13 protein-coding genes are annotated in these 20,915 nt (G+C 45.3%); 3 read left to right on the top strand and 10 right to left on the bottom strand.

What is annotated here, in order from left to right:
* The first annotated feature begins 132 nt into the window (after positions 1 to 132).
* Positions 133 to 2,574, top strand: coding sequence for a PAS domain S-box protein (locus QE357_RS23275; protein ID WP_309713203.1), 2,442 nt, complete (start codon positions 133 to 135; stop codon positions 2,572 to 2,574).
* A gap of 45 nt (positions 2,575 to 2,619) precedes the next feature.
* Here QE357_RS23275 and QE357_RS23270 read toward each other — a convergent pair whose 3' ends face one another.
* Both QE357_RS23270 and QE357_RS23265 read right to left on the bottom strand, forming a co-directional pair.
* Positions 2,620 to 3,018 carry a Dabb family protein gene (locus QE357_RS23270; protein WP_309713200.1) on the bottom strand — a complete coding sequence of 133 codons (399 nt, stop codon included), beginning with the start codon at positions 3,016 to 3,018 and terminating at the stop codon, positions 2,620 to 2,622.
* A gap of 31 nt (positions 3,019 to 3,049) precedes the next feature.
* A complete protein-coding gene (locus tag QE357_RS23265) occupies positions 3,050 to 3,922 on the bottom strand; it encodes a DUF1080 domain-containing protein (protein WP_309713198.1) in 873 nt (290 codons plus the stop codon).
* 118 nt (positions 3,923 to 4,040) lie between these two features.
* Here QE357_RS23265 and QE357_RS23260 point away from each other — a divergent pair, with 118 nt between their 5' ends.
* Both QE357_RS23260 and QE357_RS23255 read left to right on the top strand, forming a co-directional pair.
* Positions 4,041 to 4,886, top strand: coding sequence for a helix-turn-helix domain-containing protein (locus QE357_RS23260; RefSeq protein ID WP_309713195.1), 846 nt, complete (start codon positions 4,041 to 4,043; stop codon positions 4,884 to 4,886).
* A gap of 161 nt (positions 4,887 to 5,047) precedes the next feature.
* Positions 5,048 to 5,749: an NrtR DNA-binding winged helix domain-containing protein gene (locus QE357_RS23255; protein WP_307143848.1), complete on the top strand. Its 702-nt coding sequence runs from the start codon at positions 5,048 to 5,050 to the stop codon at positions 5,747 to 5,749.
* A 73-nt stretch (positions 5,750 to 5,822) separates the two neighbouring features.
* Here QE357_RS23255 and QE357_RS23250 read toward each other — a convergent pair whose 3' ends face one another.
* The 8 genes from QE357_RS23250 to QE357_RS23215 all read right to left on the bottom strand — a co-directional run bounded on the left by QE357_RS23250 (position 5,823) and on the right by QE357_RS23215 (position 20,906).
* Positions 5,823 to 6,620, bottom strand: a complete 798-nt coding sequence (locus QE357_RS23250) for a ThuA domain-containing protein (protein ID WP_309713192.1) — start codon at positions 6,618 to 6,620, stop codon at positions 5,823 to 5,825.
* Between the two features lie 1,178 nt (positions 6,621 to 7,798).
* On the bottom strand, positions 7,799 to 8,989 hold the full coding sequence (locus QE357_RS23245) for a DUF5009 domain-containing protein (RefSeq protein ID WP_309713189.1): 1,191 nt from the start codon (positions 8,987 to 8,989) through the stop codon (positions 7,799 to 7,801).
* A 16-nt stretch (positions 8,990 to 9,005) separates the two neighbouring features.
* Positions 9,006 to 11,228 (bottom strand): alpha-N-acetylglucosaminidase, encoded by a 2,223-nt coding sequence (locus QE357_RS23240; protein WP_309713186.1) that lies wholly within the window; start codon positions 11,226 to 11,228, stop codon positions 9,006 to 9,008.
* 174 nt (positions 11,229 to 11,402) lie between these two features.
* Complete coding sequence (locus tag QE357_RS23235) at positions 11,403 to 13,013, bottom strand: RagB/SusD family nutrient uptake outer membrane protein (RefSeq protein WP_307143845.1); 1,611 nt, start codon at positions 13,011 to 13,013, stop codon at positions 11,403 to 11,405.
* Positions 13,014 to 13,038: 25 nt separating this feature from the next.
* Positions 13,039 to 16,467 (bottom strand): SusC/RagA family TonB-linked outer membrane protein, encoded by a 3,429-nt coding sequence (locus QE357_RS23230; RefSeq protein ID WP_309713181.1) that lies wholly within the window; start codon positions 16,465 to 16,467, stop codon positions 13,039 to 13,041.
* An 18-nt stretch (positions 16,468 to 16,485) separates the two neighbouring features.
* Complete coding sequence (locus QE357_RS23225; RefSeq protein WP_309713178.1) at positions 16,486 to 17,493, bottom strand: FecR domain-containing protein; 1,008 nt, start codon at positions 17,491 to 17,493, stop codon at positions 16,486 to 16,488.
* 52 nt (positions 17,494 to 17,545) lie between these two features.
* On the bottom strand, positions 17,546 to 18,214 hold the full coding sequence (locus tag QE357_RS23220; RefSeq protein WP_307143654.1) for an RNA polymerase sigma-70 factor: 669 nt from the start codon (positions 18,212 to 18,214) through the stop codon (positions 17,546 to 17,548).
* A 763-nt stretch (positions 18,215 to 18,977) separates the two neighbouring features.
* Positions 18,978 to 20,906, bottom strand: a complete 1,929-nt coding sequence (locus QE357_RS23215; protein ID WP_309713173.1) for an adenylate/guanylate cyclase domain-containing protein — start codon at positions 20,904 to 20,906, stop codon at positions 18,978 to 18,980.
* Positions 20,907 to 20,915 lie beyond the last annotated feature (9 nt).

The raw sequence follows: 20,915 nt of genomic DNA, 5'->3' as shown, positions 1-20,915 counted from the left end.
TATGCCCAAGTTAGGATTATTCAGGTGATAATAGCCTGATTTGTCAGTGTAGGTAGAAAATAGAGTCAGGAGATTTTTTCAACCATTTTTTTACAAAACAGTTAATATCATAACTATTGACGAAAAATATACATGCCAGGCGAGATGTCGCTCAACCCCGGAGCTGGGTCACTTAGGGAGCGTTTAGATATAGATTTTGCACTAACTTCTGCGGGCTTAGGAGTTTGGGAGCTGGATCCTGTTTCCATGCAGATACTCTGGGATGACCGCTGCCGCGAGCTTTTTGGTTTAGCAAAAGATAATTACTTACCCTACGAAAAAGCAATAGCCTTCATTCATGCCGATGATGTTGCTCAGGTGGATGAAGCGGTACATTGGGCCTTTCAACAGGAGTCTGGCGGCCTTTATGATATTACCTTTCGCACGCTCGGAGCCGACGATGGTAAACTTCGCTGGGTTCGTTTTATGGGTAAATCGTATTTCAATGAAATCGGAAAGGTACAACGCTTTGGGGGCGTAGCTCATGATGTCACCCGTGATATGGAGTCCCTCCAGCGTCAGCAGGCGGCTCAAAAGCAGATACTGGATTCATTCGAAGTCTCTCCGGTGGGAATCGCCCTGATTGACCGCCATGAACTAACCTTCCAGCAAGTCAATACCTTTTACGGCGAATTAGTAGGAAGAACGCCCGATCAGATCGTAGGAAAACCCCTAAGCAAAGCCCTTCCAGAGATTATTGGGCAGGGTTTTGATCTGTTATTACAGCAGGTACTGGACACAGGTATTCCCTTCATTGCTAAAGAAGTAGCCGTCAGATTATTAAGAAAAGGCGTACTGGAAACGATTTACGTAGATTTAACCTACCAACCTCAATATCAACTTGGAACCCAGAATATTACCGGAGTTCTGGTCATTGCAACGGATGTAACCGAGCAGGTGCTCTCGCGTAAAAAAATTGAGGCTCGGGAGGCTCAGCTACGAGACATCATAGCAACGGCTCCGGCGGCTATGGGCCTTTTTGTAGGCAGGGATTTGATTATAGAAATGCCGAATCAGGCCTTTATTGACATCGTGGGCAAAGGCCCGGACATTGTGGGAAAGCCCCTGCGGGAAGTAATGCCAGAATTGGAAAATCAGCCCTTCCTGCAAATTCTGGACAATGTGTATACTTCGAAAGTAATGTTTCAGAGTGATGCCTCGCAGGTGAACATTGTGCAGCATGGGGTAATGACCAATAATTTCTATAACATTACTTATACGCCCTTACTGAATGAAAAGGGGGACGTGTACGCAATTCTGGATATTGCTATTGACGTAAGCGAAACGATACGCAGCCAGCAAAGGCTGAAAGAAGCTCAATATAAATTGGCTGAGGCCGTCGAGCTGGCTGAGCTAGCTACCTGGGATATTGATTTTACCACCCGGCAGTTGCAGTATTCAGAGCGATTGCGACAATGGTCTGGCTTTGAGCCCGATGAAGAACTCACAATCGACCAAGGGTATTTGGTCATTGATAAAGCGGATCATCAGGCCATTCGAATCGCCATGGATAAAGCCCGCGATCCGGCAGGGGATGGATTATTTGATAGTGAATACACGCTTTTTTCGAAAAACACAGGACAAAAACGCGTCATTCACGCTCAGGGTAAAATAAAGAGAGACGAAAATGGAAATGCCGTTAGCATAAGTGGTACGGCTCAGGATATTACCCTCCACCGGGAAACGCAGATGGCCCTGGAGTTACTGGTGCAGAAACGAACGGAAGAATTGGAGGCGACCAATGAAGAGTTAACCTCTTCGTACGAAAACCTGGCTCAGACGAACGAGCACCTCATTCGGTCCAACGAAAGTCTGGAACAGTTCGCCTACATTGCCAGTCACGATTTGCAGGAACCGCTCCGGAAAGTTCAGCAGTTCAGCAATTTAATTGATCGTCGGTTTCGGCCTGTGCTGGGGGACGATGCCCGTCTGATTGATCGAATTCAGGAGTCTGCCCAGCGGATGAGTGCACTCATCACGGATTTACTGGCGTTTTCAAAAATTTCCAATGGAAAAGTCAGCCCTCAGGAAGTGAATCTTTCCGGGGTATTAGAGCAGGCCATTGACAATTTATCGGTAGCCATCGAAGAAACAAAAGCCGTCATTGAGGTGGCCGAATTAACGCGGGTGCAAGGGGATGCCCGACAATTGGAACAGTTATTCCAAAATCTGCTTTCTAATTCCATCAAGTTCAGTAGTAAGGACCAGAACGGAGCCGTGACCACGCCGCACATTCGTGTCGGGTATGAATTAATGCAGGCTAGCGAGCTTTCCTGGATCTCGGGTTGGACGCCTACGCATGCGTGCTATCACCGGATAACCATTCAGGATAATGGCATCGGCTTTGAAGAAAAGTACGCGGATCGAATTTTCGGTGTGTTTCAACGGCTGCACGGAAAGAACGAATTCTCCGGCACGGGCGTCGGACTCGCTATTTGCCAAAAAGTAGCCTTAAACCACGGCGGGTTTATTCGGGCTTTGGGCGAACTTGGGAAGGGAGCTACTTTCTACGTTTACTTACCCGCCTACCAGTAAAAGAGAGCCATTCACAACGTAAATGGCTCTCTTTAATGAAACAGATTACCGCTTTGGCCCTATGGAATCATAAATCACGACTTTCTCCCAGAGATGAGCGTAATTAGTTCTGAAATCGTCGTGGATGGGGTGTTTCTGATAAGCTTCTTCGTCCGCCGGACTATCAAAAAAGCATAGCCACGAGTAGGTATAACCGCGTTCAATCACCTCCCGATTCGTGGCTGCGGGCGTACCAATATGAACCAGTTTAATTGTAGGGCACTTGGCTAGTTTATGTAAACCTTCCAGCAACTTTGCCTGATCTTCCTCGTTTCCGGGATTTTTCAGATAAAATAGTACATGGTGCGTGAAGATGTTTTTAGCCGCCAGAGAATCAGGCAAGTGAACCGTCAATCCGGCAGCGATACTACTTTTTATAAATTGTCTTCTGGGTTTTGTTTTCATTTTTCTGTACGATTATTCATGGGAAGAAAGACTACAAAAACAGGTGCTCATACTGCTTAGGCATGTTGGCCAGGGGCTTGATTTGAATGGCTCGGTAAAACACTTCAGCCGCTTCGCTCTGCAATTGAATCTTCCCCTTCGTCATCGGAACTTCCTGACCTGTGGGCGTAATATACCGGGAGTTTTGAAGGATCATTACCACATGACCATTGACGATGTGAAGACTCTTTCCTCTGAAGCAGATTAACTCAAGCGTGGTCCATTCTCCTGCCGGACTTTCGTAATTACCCGAACGCATACAAAAGCCATCGCCGCCTTGTTTCAGCGTTCCGAAGGGTTGCTTTTCATCCGCCACGCGACTCATGCTACCTTCTGATGGGAACGAACGTATATCAATCGCGGAATTGGCTTGACACCAGAAATCGCCCATGTGTCCTTCCATGATCTGAAATTCCTGCGAGAGCATCCAGCTTCGCCAGTATTCCGCCCCGGCTTCACCGATGGAATGGTATAAAATGCCTGAGTCACGAAGCTTGTCCAGACGGGGAACATATTTTCGTTTACCCCACTTTACCTGAAGTCTCAGATGATAGTTTTCAAATTCTTGACGGGTAAACAGGCAGCCATAGATTTCACCACTCACGTGTAGAATTGGCCCGGCAGGGTCATCAATAACCGAGAAAACCTTTCGGGTATCTTTGTTATAGCCAATAGGGGCCATTGGGTTTCCCGTCGCATCTACTGGTATTTTTCCATTATAGTTAAGCTGGTGTTCATAACTCAGGTAATTTTCCCATTGCGAAAGATTTTTATCCAGAAGCGGGGTCCAATCGTCGGCTTTCTGTAATGAAAATAAGGGAATCAGAGCAATAATACCGGCTATTGATAAATAAATACGTTTCATGAAGTATTGCATTTTGCCCGAATCGATCCTTTGATGCTGACAAAAGTAGAACGTCACTCAACGGAAGTTATGGTAAAAATCCATTATATATCGGTAGTTTTACGGAGACAAATCGCTTATGAAACGTTATATTTTACACTCGTCCTTTAGTATCTATCATTTTGAGGCCAGCACCTGGGGACATTCGGTACACAAGCATACCTATTTTGAGATCATTTTTATTTTGAAAGGAAGAGGCAGCCATCAGATCAATGGAAACACATATCCTTATGCCGAAGGTGACGTGTTTCTGTTAGGCCCGGAGGATTTCCATAACTTCGAGATTGCTGAGCTGACCGAATTCAGTTTTGTTCGTTTCAACGAGTCCATCCACAAAGAAGATTCCCATGATAAGGATCGGCCCTGGCAACCCGTCATTCGGACGTTGCTTCATACGTCCTCACAAAGCCGGGGTTCTATTGTGGAGAATACGTTTGAAAAACAGAAATTACATCAGTTATTAAGCGTGCTGGAAGCAGAATCTGTAGAGGAGCAATCGCCGTATTTTGAGATGATTCGCGATAGCTTAATGCGAAGCATACTGATTATTCTGGCTCGTAATTTGTTTAGTCAAAATCCAGCAAAGCCTCTGGTAAAAGACTCGGTCGAAGCAATTCTGCAGTACATCAAACAGCACATTTACCAGCCCACGTACCTAACCATTGACCATTTGGCTGAAACCTTTCATTATGCTCCGGCGTACATCAGTTTATTTTTTAAAAAGCAGACCGGAGAGTCTTTGAAGCAATACATTACAAAGTACAAAATCAAGCTCATCGAAGCCCGATTGTTATACAGTCAGCTTAGTTTAAAGGAAATTGCGGATGAATTTGGATACACCGACGAGAGCCATTTCTGCAAACAATTCCGAAAATATACCGGCACAACACCGACGTCTTTCCGGCAACGTCCTGTGGTAAAGTAAAGGTTACTTTAGTACCCTAATCGTTCTGCCGAATGGTTAATTCGGCAATAATAAGCTGATGAACAAAGCAATAGTTGGTAAAAAATTGCGAGTACATTAAAAAATCGACATATTTCGTACTGGCAAAATTCGGGCCAGAAATTTGATGAGTAAATTTTATGATGTTAAACCAATACAAAGAGCAGCATGCTTACCTGGTAGCACTGGACTCCATCATTTTCGGTTTTGATGGAGAAAACCTGAAAGTGTTATTAGTGAAGCGGGGAGTGGAGGAAAATACATGGTCCTTAATGGGAGGGTGGTTGCAGCCCAGAGAAGGGCTGGAGCAGGCAGCGGCCCGCATTGTGCACGAATTAACGGGGCTTACCAATGTCTACTTAGAACAGTTGAGTGCCTTTGGCGAGCCCGACCGTGACCCCATCGCCCGGACGATTTCGATTGCTTACTTTTCGTTAGTAAAAATCGACGACTACGAATCAAAAATATCGGAAACGTTTCATGCCCAATGGTTTTCAATTTATGATCTTCCTACCTTACTCTTCGATCACGGTGATATGGTAAGTCTGGCCCTGAAACGCCTGCGGTCAAAGGCTTCCCAGCATCCGATTGGCTTCGAGTTATTACCCGAAAAATTTACACTTCCGCAACTCCAGAAACTCTACGAAGCGATTTATAACATTGAATTTGACAAAAGGAATTTTAGCCGGAAAATTCTGTCGATGAAGCTTTTAAATAAGCTCGACGAAAAGCAAAAAGGTTTTTCAAAAAGAGGAGCCTATTATTATAGTTTTGATGAAGAACAATACAACCAGATCACCAGTGCGTTTATTAACATCATTCCGACGTCTGAAATAGAATTATAATTTTCCAGTGATACATAAAAAGGCCGAATAACGAGTTAAGCTATTCGGCCTTTTTTAGGGAATCCCTTTGGAATTAAAGCTGTGTTTTGGCCTTTTTGTAATTCAGTTTACTAGCCCAGACGGACTGAATTCCGCCTAAAATGTGTTGCATGAAAAGCGAATCGCTATAGGATTCGTCGGTATGACCGCCACCCGTGTAAAATGACTTTCCTCCGTCGAAATCACGGTGCCAGATGAAAGGGTGATTTTCGCCATTCTTACCTCCTTCGTACGTTTTTTCGTCAAGGTTACCTAACACTTTGATTTCAGGAACAATACTCTTGTAGTTATACCATTCATCGTAGCGTTTCCAGCGTTTAGGTAACATTTTGGTAGCAGGATGTTTATGATTAAGTATCTCTATTTCAGCATTTTGCTGTTTAGGGTGACTCATAAAATAAGCTCCTACCAACTGGTTATACCAAGGCCAGTCGTATTCCGTATCCGCAGCGGCATGAATGCCTACGTATCCGCCACCCGACTGAATGTAACGTTCAAAAGCAGCTTGTTGAGCCGCATCCAGAATATTTCCGGTAGTGCTTAAAAAGACAACGACGTTATACTTTTTCAGATTATCCTCCTGAAATGCGTCGGCATTCTCCGTGGTATCCACTGCGAAACCATTCTCATCACCCAGTTTCATAAGGGCTCGTTTGCCCGCTGGAATGGAAGCGTGCCGAAAGCCCGCTGTTTTGGAAAAAACCAGAATTCGTTTGTTCACCGCTTTTTTACTGGAAGATGAAAGCGTACTCTGGGCCTGGGAGAAGGATAATGAAAACAAAAAAGTACAAAGAAATAACAGGCCTACTCTGGAGCGTTCAGGTATATGCATGAGGAATAACAGTTTAATGAATCGTAAAAAATGGTAATGCCTTTTCAGAGGCCAGGTTTTGCTCGACTGGATTGTATAATTCATTGCAAATAAATAATAAAAACAGGAGGCAATTGCATTTTTGAGAGGAAACACCCCATGAATAAGTCAAGAACCCAGATTTTAGCCCAGCACGTTTCAAAGAATAGAGTTCATCTCTGGTTACTTGTCAAAAGTAAGTCTCAGTTTTTTAAGGATCTATGCAAGAGCACTCCTAGTATAGTAAAGCAATCTCCTTTCACTGCTCGTCCGCAACGTTCAGCGTTATAAACGCTTTTCTCGCAAATCCGCGTTGAAAACACGGACTGACGGCAGGTGGGAACCTGCCGTTATGATAGGAACGAGATAAAATTTCGCACCAGTTTTTTAAGTGATTGTAATAAAAAACGATGAACTAACTCAAGGACGGAGAATTCTAATGGCTCTCTCGGGTGTAGGAAGAAATGACCTTTAAGAATAAGAGTTAAATATTTGAGAAAGTCTTTGTTGATGAATGTTACTTCCCTGGATTCTCCCCGGATGAAATCCGGGGCTATTCATATTCAACCCCTCCGGGGTTATGGAGTTCCCCAAGAAGTTAGACACTTACTGGGGGCACTCCATAATCCAGGGAGAATCCGTGTACACCTTCGGTATCTATAACTATCTTGTACCTGAGAAATAACATAATTACTTTACCACCAGCCTCTGTCATTCAGAGCGAAGCGAAGAATCTTAGGCCCTTTTTCGAGCTTATTGGGTCATGAAGTGTCTTCAATAACCTCATTCTACCCAAAGTCTCTTGCTGTGTTCGAGAAAACAAGCGGAAAATTTGGTCCAGACCCCATCTGTCCTTCAGAGCATAGATGCTTATCGGTACTAATAGAAACGTACTGAAATTTAGAATCGGAGAATAGGGGAACTTCCTTGATTATAGAGTAGCAAATGATTTGCTCTTGGATGTTAAAATCTACCTCCACCTGTCATCTCGAATGAAGAGAGACCCTCGGTGGAATGAGACGAAGTTACTAATCTAAGCAAGTTCCATCGCTTCGTTCACCGATTGGAATTTAAGGGAATGTACGGAGAGACAAGCCCTTAAGGCCTATAAAAAACTTCGGCGATCCTTATTAAGAATCGCCGAAGTACTAACTAGATTCCTAAATCTTCAGAAATAACTTATTTCGATAAAGTACGTACAACAGCAGTAGTTGAGTAACGGTAACGGCCAGGGATTGAATAACAGGTTGCCAGTTTACCGAGAAAAATTGGCTAAATCCGTAGAATAAAAAATGAGCCGTATGTGCAAAGTCAATAATGCCGTCGGAGGCCAGATAAATCAGGATGGAATTGGTACCAATGAGAATGAAAGGGAAGGCCCATTTCTGAAGCTTCTGTACATCAATGATGTAATAAAATACCGCCAGAAATAACAGACTCCACCCACCCACAAAGACAGCGAATGAACTCGTCCAAAGTCGTTTATTGATCGGAAATACCTGATCCCAAACGAAACCGGTAAGAATCAAAATCACGCCAAGTCCAAGCATAAGGAGCGTCTTTTGAGTCATGGTAGGTCGCGAATCTTTCAGTAATGTACCCGTTAACATTCCTAGCAAAGCCGTAGTAATAGCCGGAATGGTAGAAAATAAACCTTCTGGATCATACACCGTGCGATGGAGTTTTCCGGGTAACAACATCCGATCTACAAACGAAGATAACGCTCCCTCAGGAGTCAGCACACCTGCTCCAAAACCCGGAACGGGAATCAGCGTCATGGCGGCCCAATACCCTAACAAAATAGCAACCGCCCAGAAAATCTGACCCCGTGTGCTAGTGTTGAGGTAGATAACGCCCGCTCCGAACCACGCCAACCCAATGCGACCCAGCACACTGGCCAATCGGGTTTGTTCGTAAGCTTTGTATTCGAGTAACCCGTTTACCACCATCCCTAGTACAATCAAAATCAGCGTACGTTTCAGCATGGAACGGTAAATAGGCCGCTTTTCCCGGGCCGATAACTGTTCGGCGGAAGTGAGCCCCGCCCGTTGTAATTTCCCTTGTAAGGAAAAAGGCATGGAAACGCCCGCTATGAATAGGAAGAGCGGAAAAATCATGTCATAAAAGGTACAACCGTTCCATTCGGCGTGGTGCAATTGCGATGACATCCAGACTAACGCAGGCCAGCCCGTTGCCCGAGCTAAAGCGTGAATGATGTGTTCTCCGCTCATGATCCAGAACATGTCAAAGCCGCGAAGGGCATCCAGCGAAACCAGCCTTCCCGATGGAACGGGAGCAGGCGGGTTGACGGTGCTTTCGGTAACTAACGGAGGCGATGGTTGTGGAGACATAGGCATCCGAGGTACGTTAAGGGCGGTACGCCTTCGTTAGGCGATCGCGGTATTTTTTGTGCATATCCAGTGAAAGCTGAATCGAATTACCCGTTTCTGTAGTAGGAAACGAACTCTGTTTCTTTACCCACTGCCATTCCCAGGCCTTAATCTTCTTGTCGAAAGCCTGAAGGTCGGGCTTCTGATTAGCTTCCAGGGCTTGAGTAACGACCTGGAAAAACTGCTCCCAGCGAGGCTTATAGAAATCATTGAGAAGCCCGCTCCACTGGCGGTTCGAGTATTCGTGTAAAGGGCTTTCGGCGTCTCCCCAGAGGGTTATCAAATCCCGGGCGTTTTGTTCGTAAAGGGCTTTTTCCTCCGCATTAGTACCCCAGCTTCGGGCATCTTTTAGCCAGGGGCCCAGCATGAAATCTTTGCGGGAAGCCAGTAATTGATCCAGATCCGTGATGAGTTCAATGAAATCTTTGCTGTATTGAGCGAAGGCCGCCTTGTCTTTCTTCTCGTAAGCCGTTTTCCACTGTTTTTGCACGACGAGAGCATAATTCGCTAAAACCTGCCGACTCACGTCTACCAGATCATAGCGGAAACCATCGCTATTTACCCCCTGTTTAGCCGATTCTGTCAGCAAATCCCAGGCTGGTAATAACTCGGCAGGGGGGTAGTTAAGCTTGGTGCGGGTCCATATGGTAGTGGAGTCAAACGTAGGACGGCCCGTGATGATGGATTCGGCCCCGTCGCGAATATCCTTGCCATTATATACTGTACGACGTAAAACCTGCCAGGCCTCTACCAGTTTCGGGTTGGTGGAGCGATAGCGATTCCGGGCGTATTTAGCGAGCCATGAATCCAGTTCAATCGCCTCTTTTTGCCAGGTGTGCTGCATCATCAGTTCGTAAATGACTGGATTCTGCTCAATGGCTTCCATGGTCAAACCAATGCCTTTCAACTGGCCGGCCTTGGGATCACTGAGGTCTTTGGCCGGATTAGCGGCCACACCTTCCATTCGACCAAACAGGTTCACGTTTCCGCCGAAGTTATTCAGCATATTCCAGATCCAGGGTTTGCCATAGAAAGCATCGGTACGTTTCCAGACGGGCTCAATTTCCGCGGCCAGGTCGAGCAAAATCATTTTATCGTCGGGAACGGCTTTGAGTAAGGCCTCGATCTGAGGAGCTTTCCAGAATTTCCGATCACTGTAAAATAACCAGCCCTGCATCACCCAAACCGCTTTGGGGTCCGCCTGTTGCATGCCGTCGTAAATCCGTTTGCTCAATTCAGAAAGGTAAGCTGGATCGTCGGTGGGCGGTTCGTTTTCATTAAACGTATCCGCAGAATACAGGTGATCCGTGCCGAATAATTGCGTCTGTTTTTCAAGGAATTTTTTACCGATTTCAGCAAATAAAGGATCTTCCGAATCCAGAATATAGGTATCCGCAAAACCGTTGGTCCAGTTGGTTGCCTTTAACTTCGCATTCGGAAATTTCCGACGAAAGGCCTCCGGCACGTGACCCGTAAAGGCAGGTAATACGGGTGTCATGCCCAGTTCGCGTTCGCGTTTCAGGATCTGCTGTTGAAGGGTTTTGTGGCTATCCATCCAGCTTTGGGGAAGCGGGCCGCCCCAGCCATCGAGGTTACCCATCCAGAACCAGGAAAAGTAGGCAGGCCCGCTGAAGAAGCCATCCAAATCCTTTTTCGTAAAACCCATGTCTTTATAGACTTCATTCCACGTATATTCTTCTCCGGTAATAGCGAGGGGCATGTTAATTCCGTGCAGAGCCATCCAGTCAATTTCACGTTGCCACCGCGACCAGTCCCACCAGCTCATGCTGTAATTGAAGGTACAGTAGTTGAGGTAATACCGGTACTGGTAGGGCGAACTTTTGCTGATTTTGGCCGGAACTTTAGGTAAGGAAGCGGGCAGGTTCAGATTCGTTCCGTTCCAGGTAATCTGGCAATGGGCAAATTCGGTCAGGTAATGATACAGGGCGGAAGCAACGGCTACGCCATTAGTTCCCCGAAGCACAATTTTGCCTTTACTGCTCTCAATTTCAAAGGTATTTTCCTTCGAATCGGGTAGGGCTTCGACCAAAAAATGGGTATGATGTTTCGGAATAACCCGTTGAATCAGTTGCTGGGAAGCTTTGACATTTAACTGAGCACTAGCCGCTGAAATGCCAAAAAGCAGACTCAGTCCTACAGAGAACAGGAGCTGCTTTGAGCGTTGTAGAGAGGTGATCATCAGGAAAAGAAAGGTAATAAGGTAACTGGGTTTAGAAGCTTGGGTGAAGTAAGAAAAAGAAGCAATCGTAAAGGCAGGAAGCTTAAGAAAATGCAGGGCTGGATTATTGCAGGCATTTTTGAAAACGATCTTCAGGAAAAAGCATCTTCCTGAAGATCGTTTTCAATACTATAATTAATAATTAGGATTCTGAGCAACAGAACCACCCGAAGCGTCGATTTCGTACTGAGGAATCGGTCTTAATAAATGCTTGGTTGTTAGAGCCTTATTAAGTTTAGCGTGCGGGTTATAGGCCAGCGTCCGTTCAATGAGCTTACCCGTCCGTTTTAGATCCATCCAGCGGTTTACTTCACCAACCAGCTCACGAGCCCGTTCGTCCAGAATAAAATCGATAGTCACCTGAGCGGGCGTAAGAGCCGTCGTAAGACCGGCACGTGAACGCAGGGTCGTTAATAAACTGGCCGCTTTGGTAGTATTCCCTGATTTCAGATAACCTTCTGCCGCCAGTAAGTAAGCCTCTCCGGCTCGCATCATGATCATGTCACGCGTGCCTAAAGCAGGCTGATCCGCGTACACGAAGGGTGCTCCGGGGTTATCAAACTTCTTGAACATGGGGTAATGCACGTTCGTCACTCCATCATTCGTGAAATACTGATCAGGGTTAATGACTTTGTATTTCTTCGCACTGATCTGGGCCTGCGTCCAGGAAGTTTTTGGGAAATAAATGGCTGTATCCCCAATCTTGATGGCTCCATCGGTACTGACTTTATCCGCAATTAACACGCGACGGAAGGTAGCTTCAGCCCGCTGATCTTTATCGTCGAAAAGACTGTAAAAGAAAGGCGTGGGGTTGCGACCAATACCGTTTTGATACAGCGTTCCCCGCGTCATGCCCGGATAGTTAAAGTACTCAAACTTATACAACATGTGACGCGTATTACCCCAACCCATGCTGGAAGTTACGCTGCCAAAGAGGTAAGAAAACACCGTTTCCTGACTTCTCACGTTATCAACCGAGAATAAACGAGCGAACGAAGATTCGAGCGGGTGACTGGAAATAACCGTTTCCGCCAGACTAATCGAACGGGTGACGTCGTCACTGGCGGCGAAGGTTTTGTAGCCTCTCGTCAGTAATACTTTCGACAGCAACTGCCGCACGGCATCTTTCGAAACGCGACCGTATTCGGATGGTTTATCGTCAACTTTCGTTAAAGCGTCCTCCAGATCGGCCACGATGGCCTTGTACACTTCTTCTTCCGTTGAGCGGGGGAAGGAAGTTTCCGAAGTATTGATCTGTTTTAAAACCAGCGGAACGCCACCGTAATTTTCAACCAGATTAAAGTAAGCCCAGGCTCTGAAAAATTTGGCTTGCCCGATACCTGAACTTTTGACGTTAGCGTCAACGCCCTGGATCAGATCCGCATTGTCAAGCACCGTATTCGCTGCGGCAATGTTGGCGTACTGATTCCCCCAATACACCTGCATGGCATACGTTGAGGGGTTCATATCCACGTAATCGTTGAGCACGTCCGTTCCCGTTAGCGGGCTGCTACGAGTGATGATGTCCGTGCCGAGATCTTCCAGCACATACAACATATCGGACGCATAACGGGTGGTATTATTCCGGGAGACTTCGTAAACCCGGGCTAACAACTGACTGAAAGTACCGGCATTCTTGCTGGCATCTTCCAGCGATTGAGACTGTCGATTGGTTTCGTCCAAAAATCCCTGACAGGAAAAACCTAAAAAGGCTACGGCAAGGGGTAATAATCTATTAATCTTCATGAGGATTCGTTTTCAATACTTGCTTTTAGAAACTTAAGCTCAAACCAGCCATGTATGTCCTTGACATGAAGGCACCGCCCCAGTCGTTACGTCCCGCGTTTTCAGGGTCCCAACCGTCATACTTTGAGAAAGTAAAGGGGTTCTGAACCGTGGTATAAACCCGGAAATTACCAAGTCCGGCTCTATCAAGCAGCGTCGAAGGCAGCTTATAGCCAAGTGTAATGTACCCGACTTTCACGAAAGACACATCCATGTACTTGTAAGCGGTAGCATACGTTCCACCGTTACCGGGCTGGAACCAGTGATTGGTTTGGTTGTCAGGTGTCCAGTAATTGGTGCGATAGCCATTCCAGAGACGGGCAGGCTCTGTGTCGTAAGCAAAAGCGAAAGAACGGTGGAAGTTACTGGCCGCTGTGGCTCCCTGACTGGTGTAGACAAAGAAGGAGAAGTCGAAGTTTTTAAAGGTAAAGGAGTTAGTCATACCTCCCGTCCATTTTGGAGCCGAGTTACCGATAATCATCCGGTCATTATTCTCCGAAATCTGGCCATCGCCGTTCAAGTCTCTTACGCGAACCTGACCGGGTTTCTGTCCGTATTTAGCGGCTTCATCCGCCTGATCGGTTCCCCAGATACCATCGGATTTAAAGTAGTAAAACGAACCCATCGGCTGACCTACTCTGTGAATAAGTGTAGCTCCCTGCGAACCAAAAATAATCTCATTGCTTGTTCCGTTCAGCTTTAACACTTTATTACGGTTCGAAGCAAAGTTCAGGTTCGTGGTCCAGCGGAAATTCTTCCCTTCCACAATTACGCCATTCAGACCCAGTTCAACGCCTCGGTTACTAGCCTGTCCGATGTTGTCATACGTGCCGGAGAAACCCGTAGCCAGTGGTAACGGACGGAAGAAAATGATGTTGCTGGTCTTGCGATCGTACACATCCAAAGATCCCGTGATGCGGTTTTTGAAGAAACCAAAATCCAGACCTACGTTAACCTCTGCGGTATGTTCCCAGGTCAGATTCTTGTTAGCCAGACCTGTGATGTAAAGTGTACTGACACTCTGGTCGTTAATGTTGGTATAACTCGGTGACAGTAAGGACAGCGAACCCAGCGGAGCTAAACCACCTCCAGCACCGTTGTTACCCGTCTTTCCGTAACTCAGGCGAAGTTTCGCATCCGACATGACATTCTGAGACTTCAGGAAGCTCTCATCAATCATTCGCCACGCAAAAGCGGCTGAGGGGAAAAACGCCCATTTGTTACCTGCGGCCAGAATAGAAGACCCATCGTAACGGCCCGTCACGGTAAAGATGTATTTATCGTTGAGGCTATAGTTCAAACGACCTGTAAACGATTCCAGCGTTTGCTTCAGGTATTTACTGGAGTAACTGTTGACTGTAGAACCCGCTCCGAGGTTGTAAAATTGATAATTATCGGAGGAGAAGTTTCTTACTTGTAGGGCATAGGATTCGTTTTGGGCGTTGTACTGCGAATAGACAAACGTGGCGTTGATCTTGTTATTCGGATTAATTTGAGTGTCGTAGTTGACGATATTATCCCAGGTATAGGAGAAGTCCAGGTAATTCTCTACCTGAGCCCGCGTGCTGTTCTGGTTACCTACGGAGCTTTTGGTATACTTACCCCGGTATTCGCCGTAACGGGTGTATTTAATGTTGGGCGAAAACTTCGAAGTAAAGGTCATGCCGGGTAACAGCTTGAATTTCAGGGCGATGTCGCCGAGGTAATTCAAATATTTGGTTTCCCGAATTTCATTCTGAATATCCAGCAGCGGGTTCGTGATCTGCGTCTCTTTCGCCGTTGGGAGGAATTTCAGACTGCCATCCTCATTATAAGCTCTGCCGAGCGGCTTCAGACGGTAGGCACTGCGGAATGCTTCGAAACTGCCGGCGTTCTGGGTAGCGATCGTAACGTAGTTGTTATAGCTCAGGTTCAGCCACTTCGTAAGATCGCTGCCGAGGTTGCCGCGTAGAGTATAGCGGTTGAAGTCTTCTCCTTTCGTCGTACCCTTATCTTGCGTATAACCAAAACCAATGGCATAAACCGTCGATTGGTTACCGCCGCTTAAATCCAGCGTATGGTTGGTTTGGAAACCGTTGCGTTTGATCAGATCAATCCAGTTTGTACTTACCCCCGCAGCCACATTATCCAGTTCTTCCTGATTCAGATAGTCGGATAAACGAACGTCATTCCGGGTGAAGTTGTAGTTCCCAGAAGCATATTTATTACCCACCACGACATCTTTCAGGAATTCAACGTAACCATTGGTGTCATAGATAGGTGGTAGGTGATAGACTTGTTTGGAGCCAACGTAGTTGTTGTAACGAACGGTTAGTTTACCACTTTGTCCTTTTTTGGTTTGAATGATCACAACCCCGTTGGTTCCCCGCGAACCGTAAATAGCCGTGGCCGAAGCATCTTTCAGGACATCCATCCGGTCAATATCGGCGGGGTTCAGGAAAGAGATATCATTCACGAAAATACCATCGACAATAAACAGGGGGTTTTGTCCGGGAGTATAGCCCGCGTTGGCTGCGGTTTCAGTAGTGTGGATGGTACTGGCTCCACGAATCCGAATGTTAAAGCCGCCGCTGCCGGGTTTGTTATCCGTGCGTTGCACCATTACGCCGGGAATTTGTCCCTGAATGGCCGAAGCTGCATCTACGCGGTTTACCTTTTCAATGCTTTTAGAATCTATGGAAGCTACCGACCCCGTTACGTCTGTTTTCTTGATGGCTCCGTAACCAATGACCACTACTTCGTCCAGGCTTTTAATGTCCTGCTGAAGCTGGAGGTCCACTTTTGTGCGGTTACCTACCGTTACTTCCTGACTAACGTAACCTACCAGCGAGAAAACCAGTACGTTATCCGCATTTTCAGGAATGACGAACTTGAAGTTACCCTCTGTATCCGTAGTGGTTCCCCGGGTACTGCCCTTCAAAAGAACGTTAACTCCGGGAAGGGCTTCGCCTTTTTCATCCGTTACCTTCCCCGTGATGGTTTGATCTACCACCAGAGGTTTGCTTTCCGTAGCAATTACGCTGGTATTCTGAACCAGTAGACTGTTCGAAGTTTGCGGTTCGGGCGTTTTATCCAGCCGCTGACCCACAATGAGATAGGCACCGTCTTTGGCTTTGCGGAAATGAAGCCCGGAATTGCGGAGCACGCGTTTCAGGTTTTCTTCCAGACTCGCTTTCGGATCAAGTGCAGAATTAGGCACTGTTAATCCCTGTACCAACTGATCGCCAAAAAGGATGTCTACTCCGAAGCGTTCTTTCAGTTCGTGAAGTACTTCACTCAGCTTTCGAACGTTGCCTCTGAGCTGAACAGGAGACCCTGGTTCTTTTGGCAAAAGCATAGGACTAGCGGGCTGACCGGGTATAGTCAGGCAAGCCACCAGCCCCCATGTATGTAGGCTAGTAAAAAAGAAGGACATAATGGTAAAAGAGAGGGATTATGTGATAGAAGTAGATTGTAAAAAGACCTGTTTGTTATGACGAATGATACGTAAATTCAAGACTTCGGCAATGATACTTAGTAATTCTTCAGCATTCTCTGTAGGGTACGTCCCCGAAAGGGTTAAGGCAGCAGTTTCGGGTTCGGGAATCACTAGGGTAATCCCAAAATTCTCTTCAAAAAGGTACGTGAGCTCTCGTAAGGAAGTCTCCTTGAAAACATAACGGCCATCACGCCAGGCGGAAAAATGTCTCGATTGTTCTGCTTTTTTCAACTGAGCTTTTCCACTGGGACTGACATTTACCAGATCGCCCGGCTTAAGGGTTAAGGGAGCCGCGACTTTACCTGATTTATGGTAATGAAATTCAACCTTTCCCCGGTGTAAAGCGACTTCCGTGCCGCGGGCACGACTGTATAAATTGAACTCCGTTCCCAAGACTACCACATCGGCACCCCGGCTGGTTTTTACGACGAATTGTTCATTCGTTGCCGTGTGTTGAACCGAAAATAGAGCTTCGCCTTCGAGCCAAACCTGACGGTGGCTGGTAAAACCAAATAGGGGGACTTTCAGGGTTGAATTGGCATTCAGCGTTACTTGGCTTCCGTCGGGAAGGGTCACTACCTGGGTCTGTCCAAAATTGGTTCGGTAGGTTTGTTTTAATAATTGAGGACCCAGGTAATAGCAACCTATGACAAGGATAACAGAAGCCGCAGCCGATGAAAAAAGCCAGTTCCGGTGGAGGTTCCAGCGACGAAAAAAGGAAGTTTCCTGACTTACTTGCCTGGGACGCTGGTTGTGGTGTAAAAATTCCTGGTACTGCTCAAATGCTTTATCGCGGTCGGCTTGGTATTGAAGGTGGGTTCGTTCCCATTCCTGCAACCATTCGTAAAATAATTCTTCGTTTTGCGGTTCCTGACTCCATTCATCGATTTGCTTTCGCTGCAAAACCGTAGCATTGCCCGATAAAAATTCGAAAATGAGTTGTTTATTGATGAGTGGGTTCATCGCTGAAATTCAGTTAGGTAAGAAGAAAGCTTAGAGGGCAGAATCAGAACAATTAGGCGAAAAAATGAAAAAGTAACCCTGACAATACGGTGAACCAGCGGGACTTTAACATTTGCCGAATAGTCTGATTGGCCAGCCGAATCTGAACCTCCACGGTACGTACCGACAGCCCGAGTTCGCTGGCAATTTCGGCCTGTCTTCTTCCTTCAAACCGACACATTAAATAAATTCTTCGTCTCTGAACGGGTAATGACTCGATGGCTTTTTCCACATCCTGGTATAATTCATCATACTGCGTCAGTGCATCCGGCTGTTGCGTGTGTTCGCTCGTGAAAAACTCCGCTTCCTCAATGGGAACATCCCGCTGAAAAGACTGCCGGATGTAATTGTAAGCCCGATTACGTACCGTCTTGAAAAGGTAAGCCCGGTACGAACTGGTGATGCTGGAGAAAACCTGGTTTTCGTAAAACTGACAGAAAATATCAGCAACTAAATCTTCAGCAACGGACTTCGACCCTACGAAACGCACGGCATGACTGCATAACTCCACGTAGTGGCGACGGAAGAGCATCTCACAGCCTAGCTTAGGATTGGTCTCAAAGGTTTTCCGAACGAATAGCTCCTGGTCAGAGCTCTTCAACAACGATTCATTCTCTGAATCATCAGCCGATGAGGCGTGTTCAGTTGTTGAAAAAGGGTTCCAGTTGCTAGCTAACTGCATGAGTTTATATTAGGATAGATCTGCCTTACAGAGACAATTCAGTGGGAAGACACAATGGCCTCAAAAATCCCTTAAGCCAAACAGGATATTTTTTATAATTTTTTTTAACCCGTCTTCCAATAGTTAAATATTCAACGATGACCGAACTGAATATCAGGTAAAAGTAAGCGTTTGCAGCCCTAAAAAGAGAATTTAATTGAAGTATTAACGGAAGATGCCAATAGATTTCATAACCATTTATAGGTACTACCTGTATTTTATTTAGCAATAGTAGTTAGTCATAAGAGAATGATAAGGTTGAATCAATGGCCCTAAACTAAGCAAATGGCCCGTCTTCGGAGCTTAATAGTGCTATTTGGACCTTACTAAGTACCATTACATTATCTTTCATAGCAGTCTTTGCCCATTTCTATCCTATTAGAATAATTATATGTTTTTAGGGCTGGATTTGGAAAAAGGTGGGGTGCTTTTGGCTCCGTTGTATTTAATTCTAGTCTGAGCCATCTGTTCATTTTAAGGCTAAAATTGAACAGATTCAATGATACTACTAGTCTTCAAAGGACGGAACCTCTCTTCGCAGGATTTCTTACTTAATCAAACAAACCAGTCTATCGAAAAAGATTCTAAGCTTCTTTCGATAGTCTGTTGGGTAACATCATCAACTACTGATTCAAAAGCGTCTGGTTCCGATCTGGCCCTACGGAAATGTAGATGATGGGAATTTTTAATTCATTTTCCAGAAACTGAATATAATTCACTTTTATTAGGCCTTTTTGACAAAATACATCTTAATATCTCCTTTGCCCTTGGCATTAATTATTCCGCGATAGTCAAACAAGAAGGTAGGATCATCCTTTAATAAGTTATAAATCGTTTCGCTGACATTCACTTTTCCGGGTTCTCCATTGCTTTCAATTCGGCTAGCCGTGTTTACGGTATCGCCCCATACATCATATTGAAATTTTTTCACTCCGACAACGCCCGCCACTACCGGGCCACTGTGAATACCCACCCGCATTTCAAAAGTAGGGTTATTGCTGAATTGATGATCTATTTTTCTGCGGGTAATGAAATCCTGCATTTCTAGGGCAGCACAAACAGTATTCCATGCCGCTTGCTGATCGGGGTTAGGAAGTCCGCCCGCTGCCATGTATGCATCACCAATGGTCTTGATTTTCTCGATTTTATATTTTTCAACGATTAAATCAAAGGCTTTAAAACAAACGTTCAGCTCTTCTACCAGACTTTGAGGCGACATCTTTTCCGCCGTTTGGGTAAAAGACTTAAAATCACTAAACAGAATAGCTACGGAACTAAAATTCTGGGCTTCTACGCTACCTTTTTCCATTAACTCATCGGCAATCTCTTTAGGCAAAATATTAAGTAATAAATTTTCAGAGCGATCTTTCTCTTTTTGCAGAATTTTCTTTGATCTCCTTACATAGTTCAGGCGACTCCACAAACCTATAGCAACAATGGAAAGAAAGCCTAGCGAAACGAAAATGTAGTTGCGTTGCTGTTCTTTTTTTCGTACTTCTTCTTTATGCTTTTGTTGAATAACGTATTCCTTACGTGCGTGAGTAATACTGTCGGCAAGTTGTTGCTTTTGGAATTCCATGCTCTGGGCCTGGCTCGCAATTTCTTCAGATCGTAAACTATCTTTATAAATTGTGGCTTTTTCATAAAAACGAAGAGCTAAAACGGCGTTTCCAATTGATTTATAAGACTTATAAAGGCAATCACAGGCTTCTCTCTTGAGGGTAACAGAGCCTAGTTTCTCAGCTGTAATGAGGCCTTCGTGACATGATTTAATGGCTTCTGAGCTTTGACCTGTTTTATTAAATACATCTCCCAGAGCAATTTTGGAGGTACTCAAGTACTGTAAATTGTTGATTTTTTGAGAAATAGCTAAGGACGATTGATAGTAATAAAGAGCTTGTGCGTACTTTTTCTGATGATTAAATAACTCACCTAGACTGTGCAAAACTTCTAATTGCTTCACCTTGTTATCCAGTTTATTAGCAATCGCTAACGACTGATTAAGGTAACGGAAAGCCTCTAAGTAGTTATATTGTCTGGCATAAATCTCGCCGATCCCGTTTAGCGTTTGGGATAATGATGCAGAATCTTTTAATTCTAGCTGTAACTTCAGGGCTTGCTGAAAATAAGCCATGCCATTTTTATAATCTTTAATAGAAACGTAAATTCCTCCGATATTCTGAGTAGTGGCAGCAAAGATCTTTCGATCGCCTACTGCTTTTTGTACATCGATGGCCTGTTTATAAAGTTCAAGAGCTTTGAGTTTATTACCCAGATAGTAATATACCGCTCCTATATTGTTTAAGATCTTAGATTCTCCTACCTTATTCTTCGCTTTCTGATAGGAGTATCTACTCTTATGGAAGAATTCCAGAGCTTTTGTGTAGTTTCCCTGATAATAATAGGCCAAAGCGATTTGTTTTAGGCTATTACCTGCTTCATCAGGTAATGGTAAGCTCTCATACAGATGCAAGCTTTTTTCAAAATACGGAATCGCAGCAGCATAAGACCCCGCATTCATTTTTTGCTCTCCTATCTTAACTAAACTTTCTGCCAGAACTTGGTTCGGCTGATTTGTGGGAGTAGGATGCTGTGCAAAAAGATTTTCAGTAAAAAGAATAATGAAGACAACTAGCAGAAAGATAGATTTCACGGTTAGGTC

This window comes from Siphonobacter sp. SORGH_AS_0500 (assembly GCF_031453245.1).
In the GTDB taxonomy this organism is placed as follows: Bacteria; Bacteroidota; Bacteroidia; order Cytophagales; family Spirosomataceae; genus Siphonobacter.
Note: the sequence above shows the minus strand (reverse complement) of the source record. Positions and strands in the feature narration are given on the sequence as shown.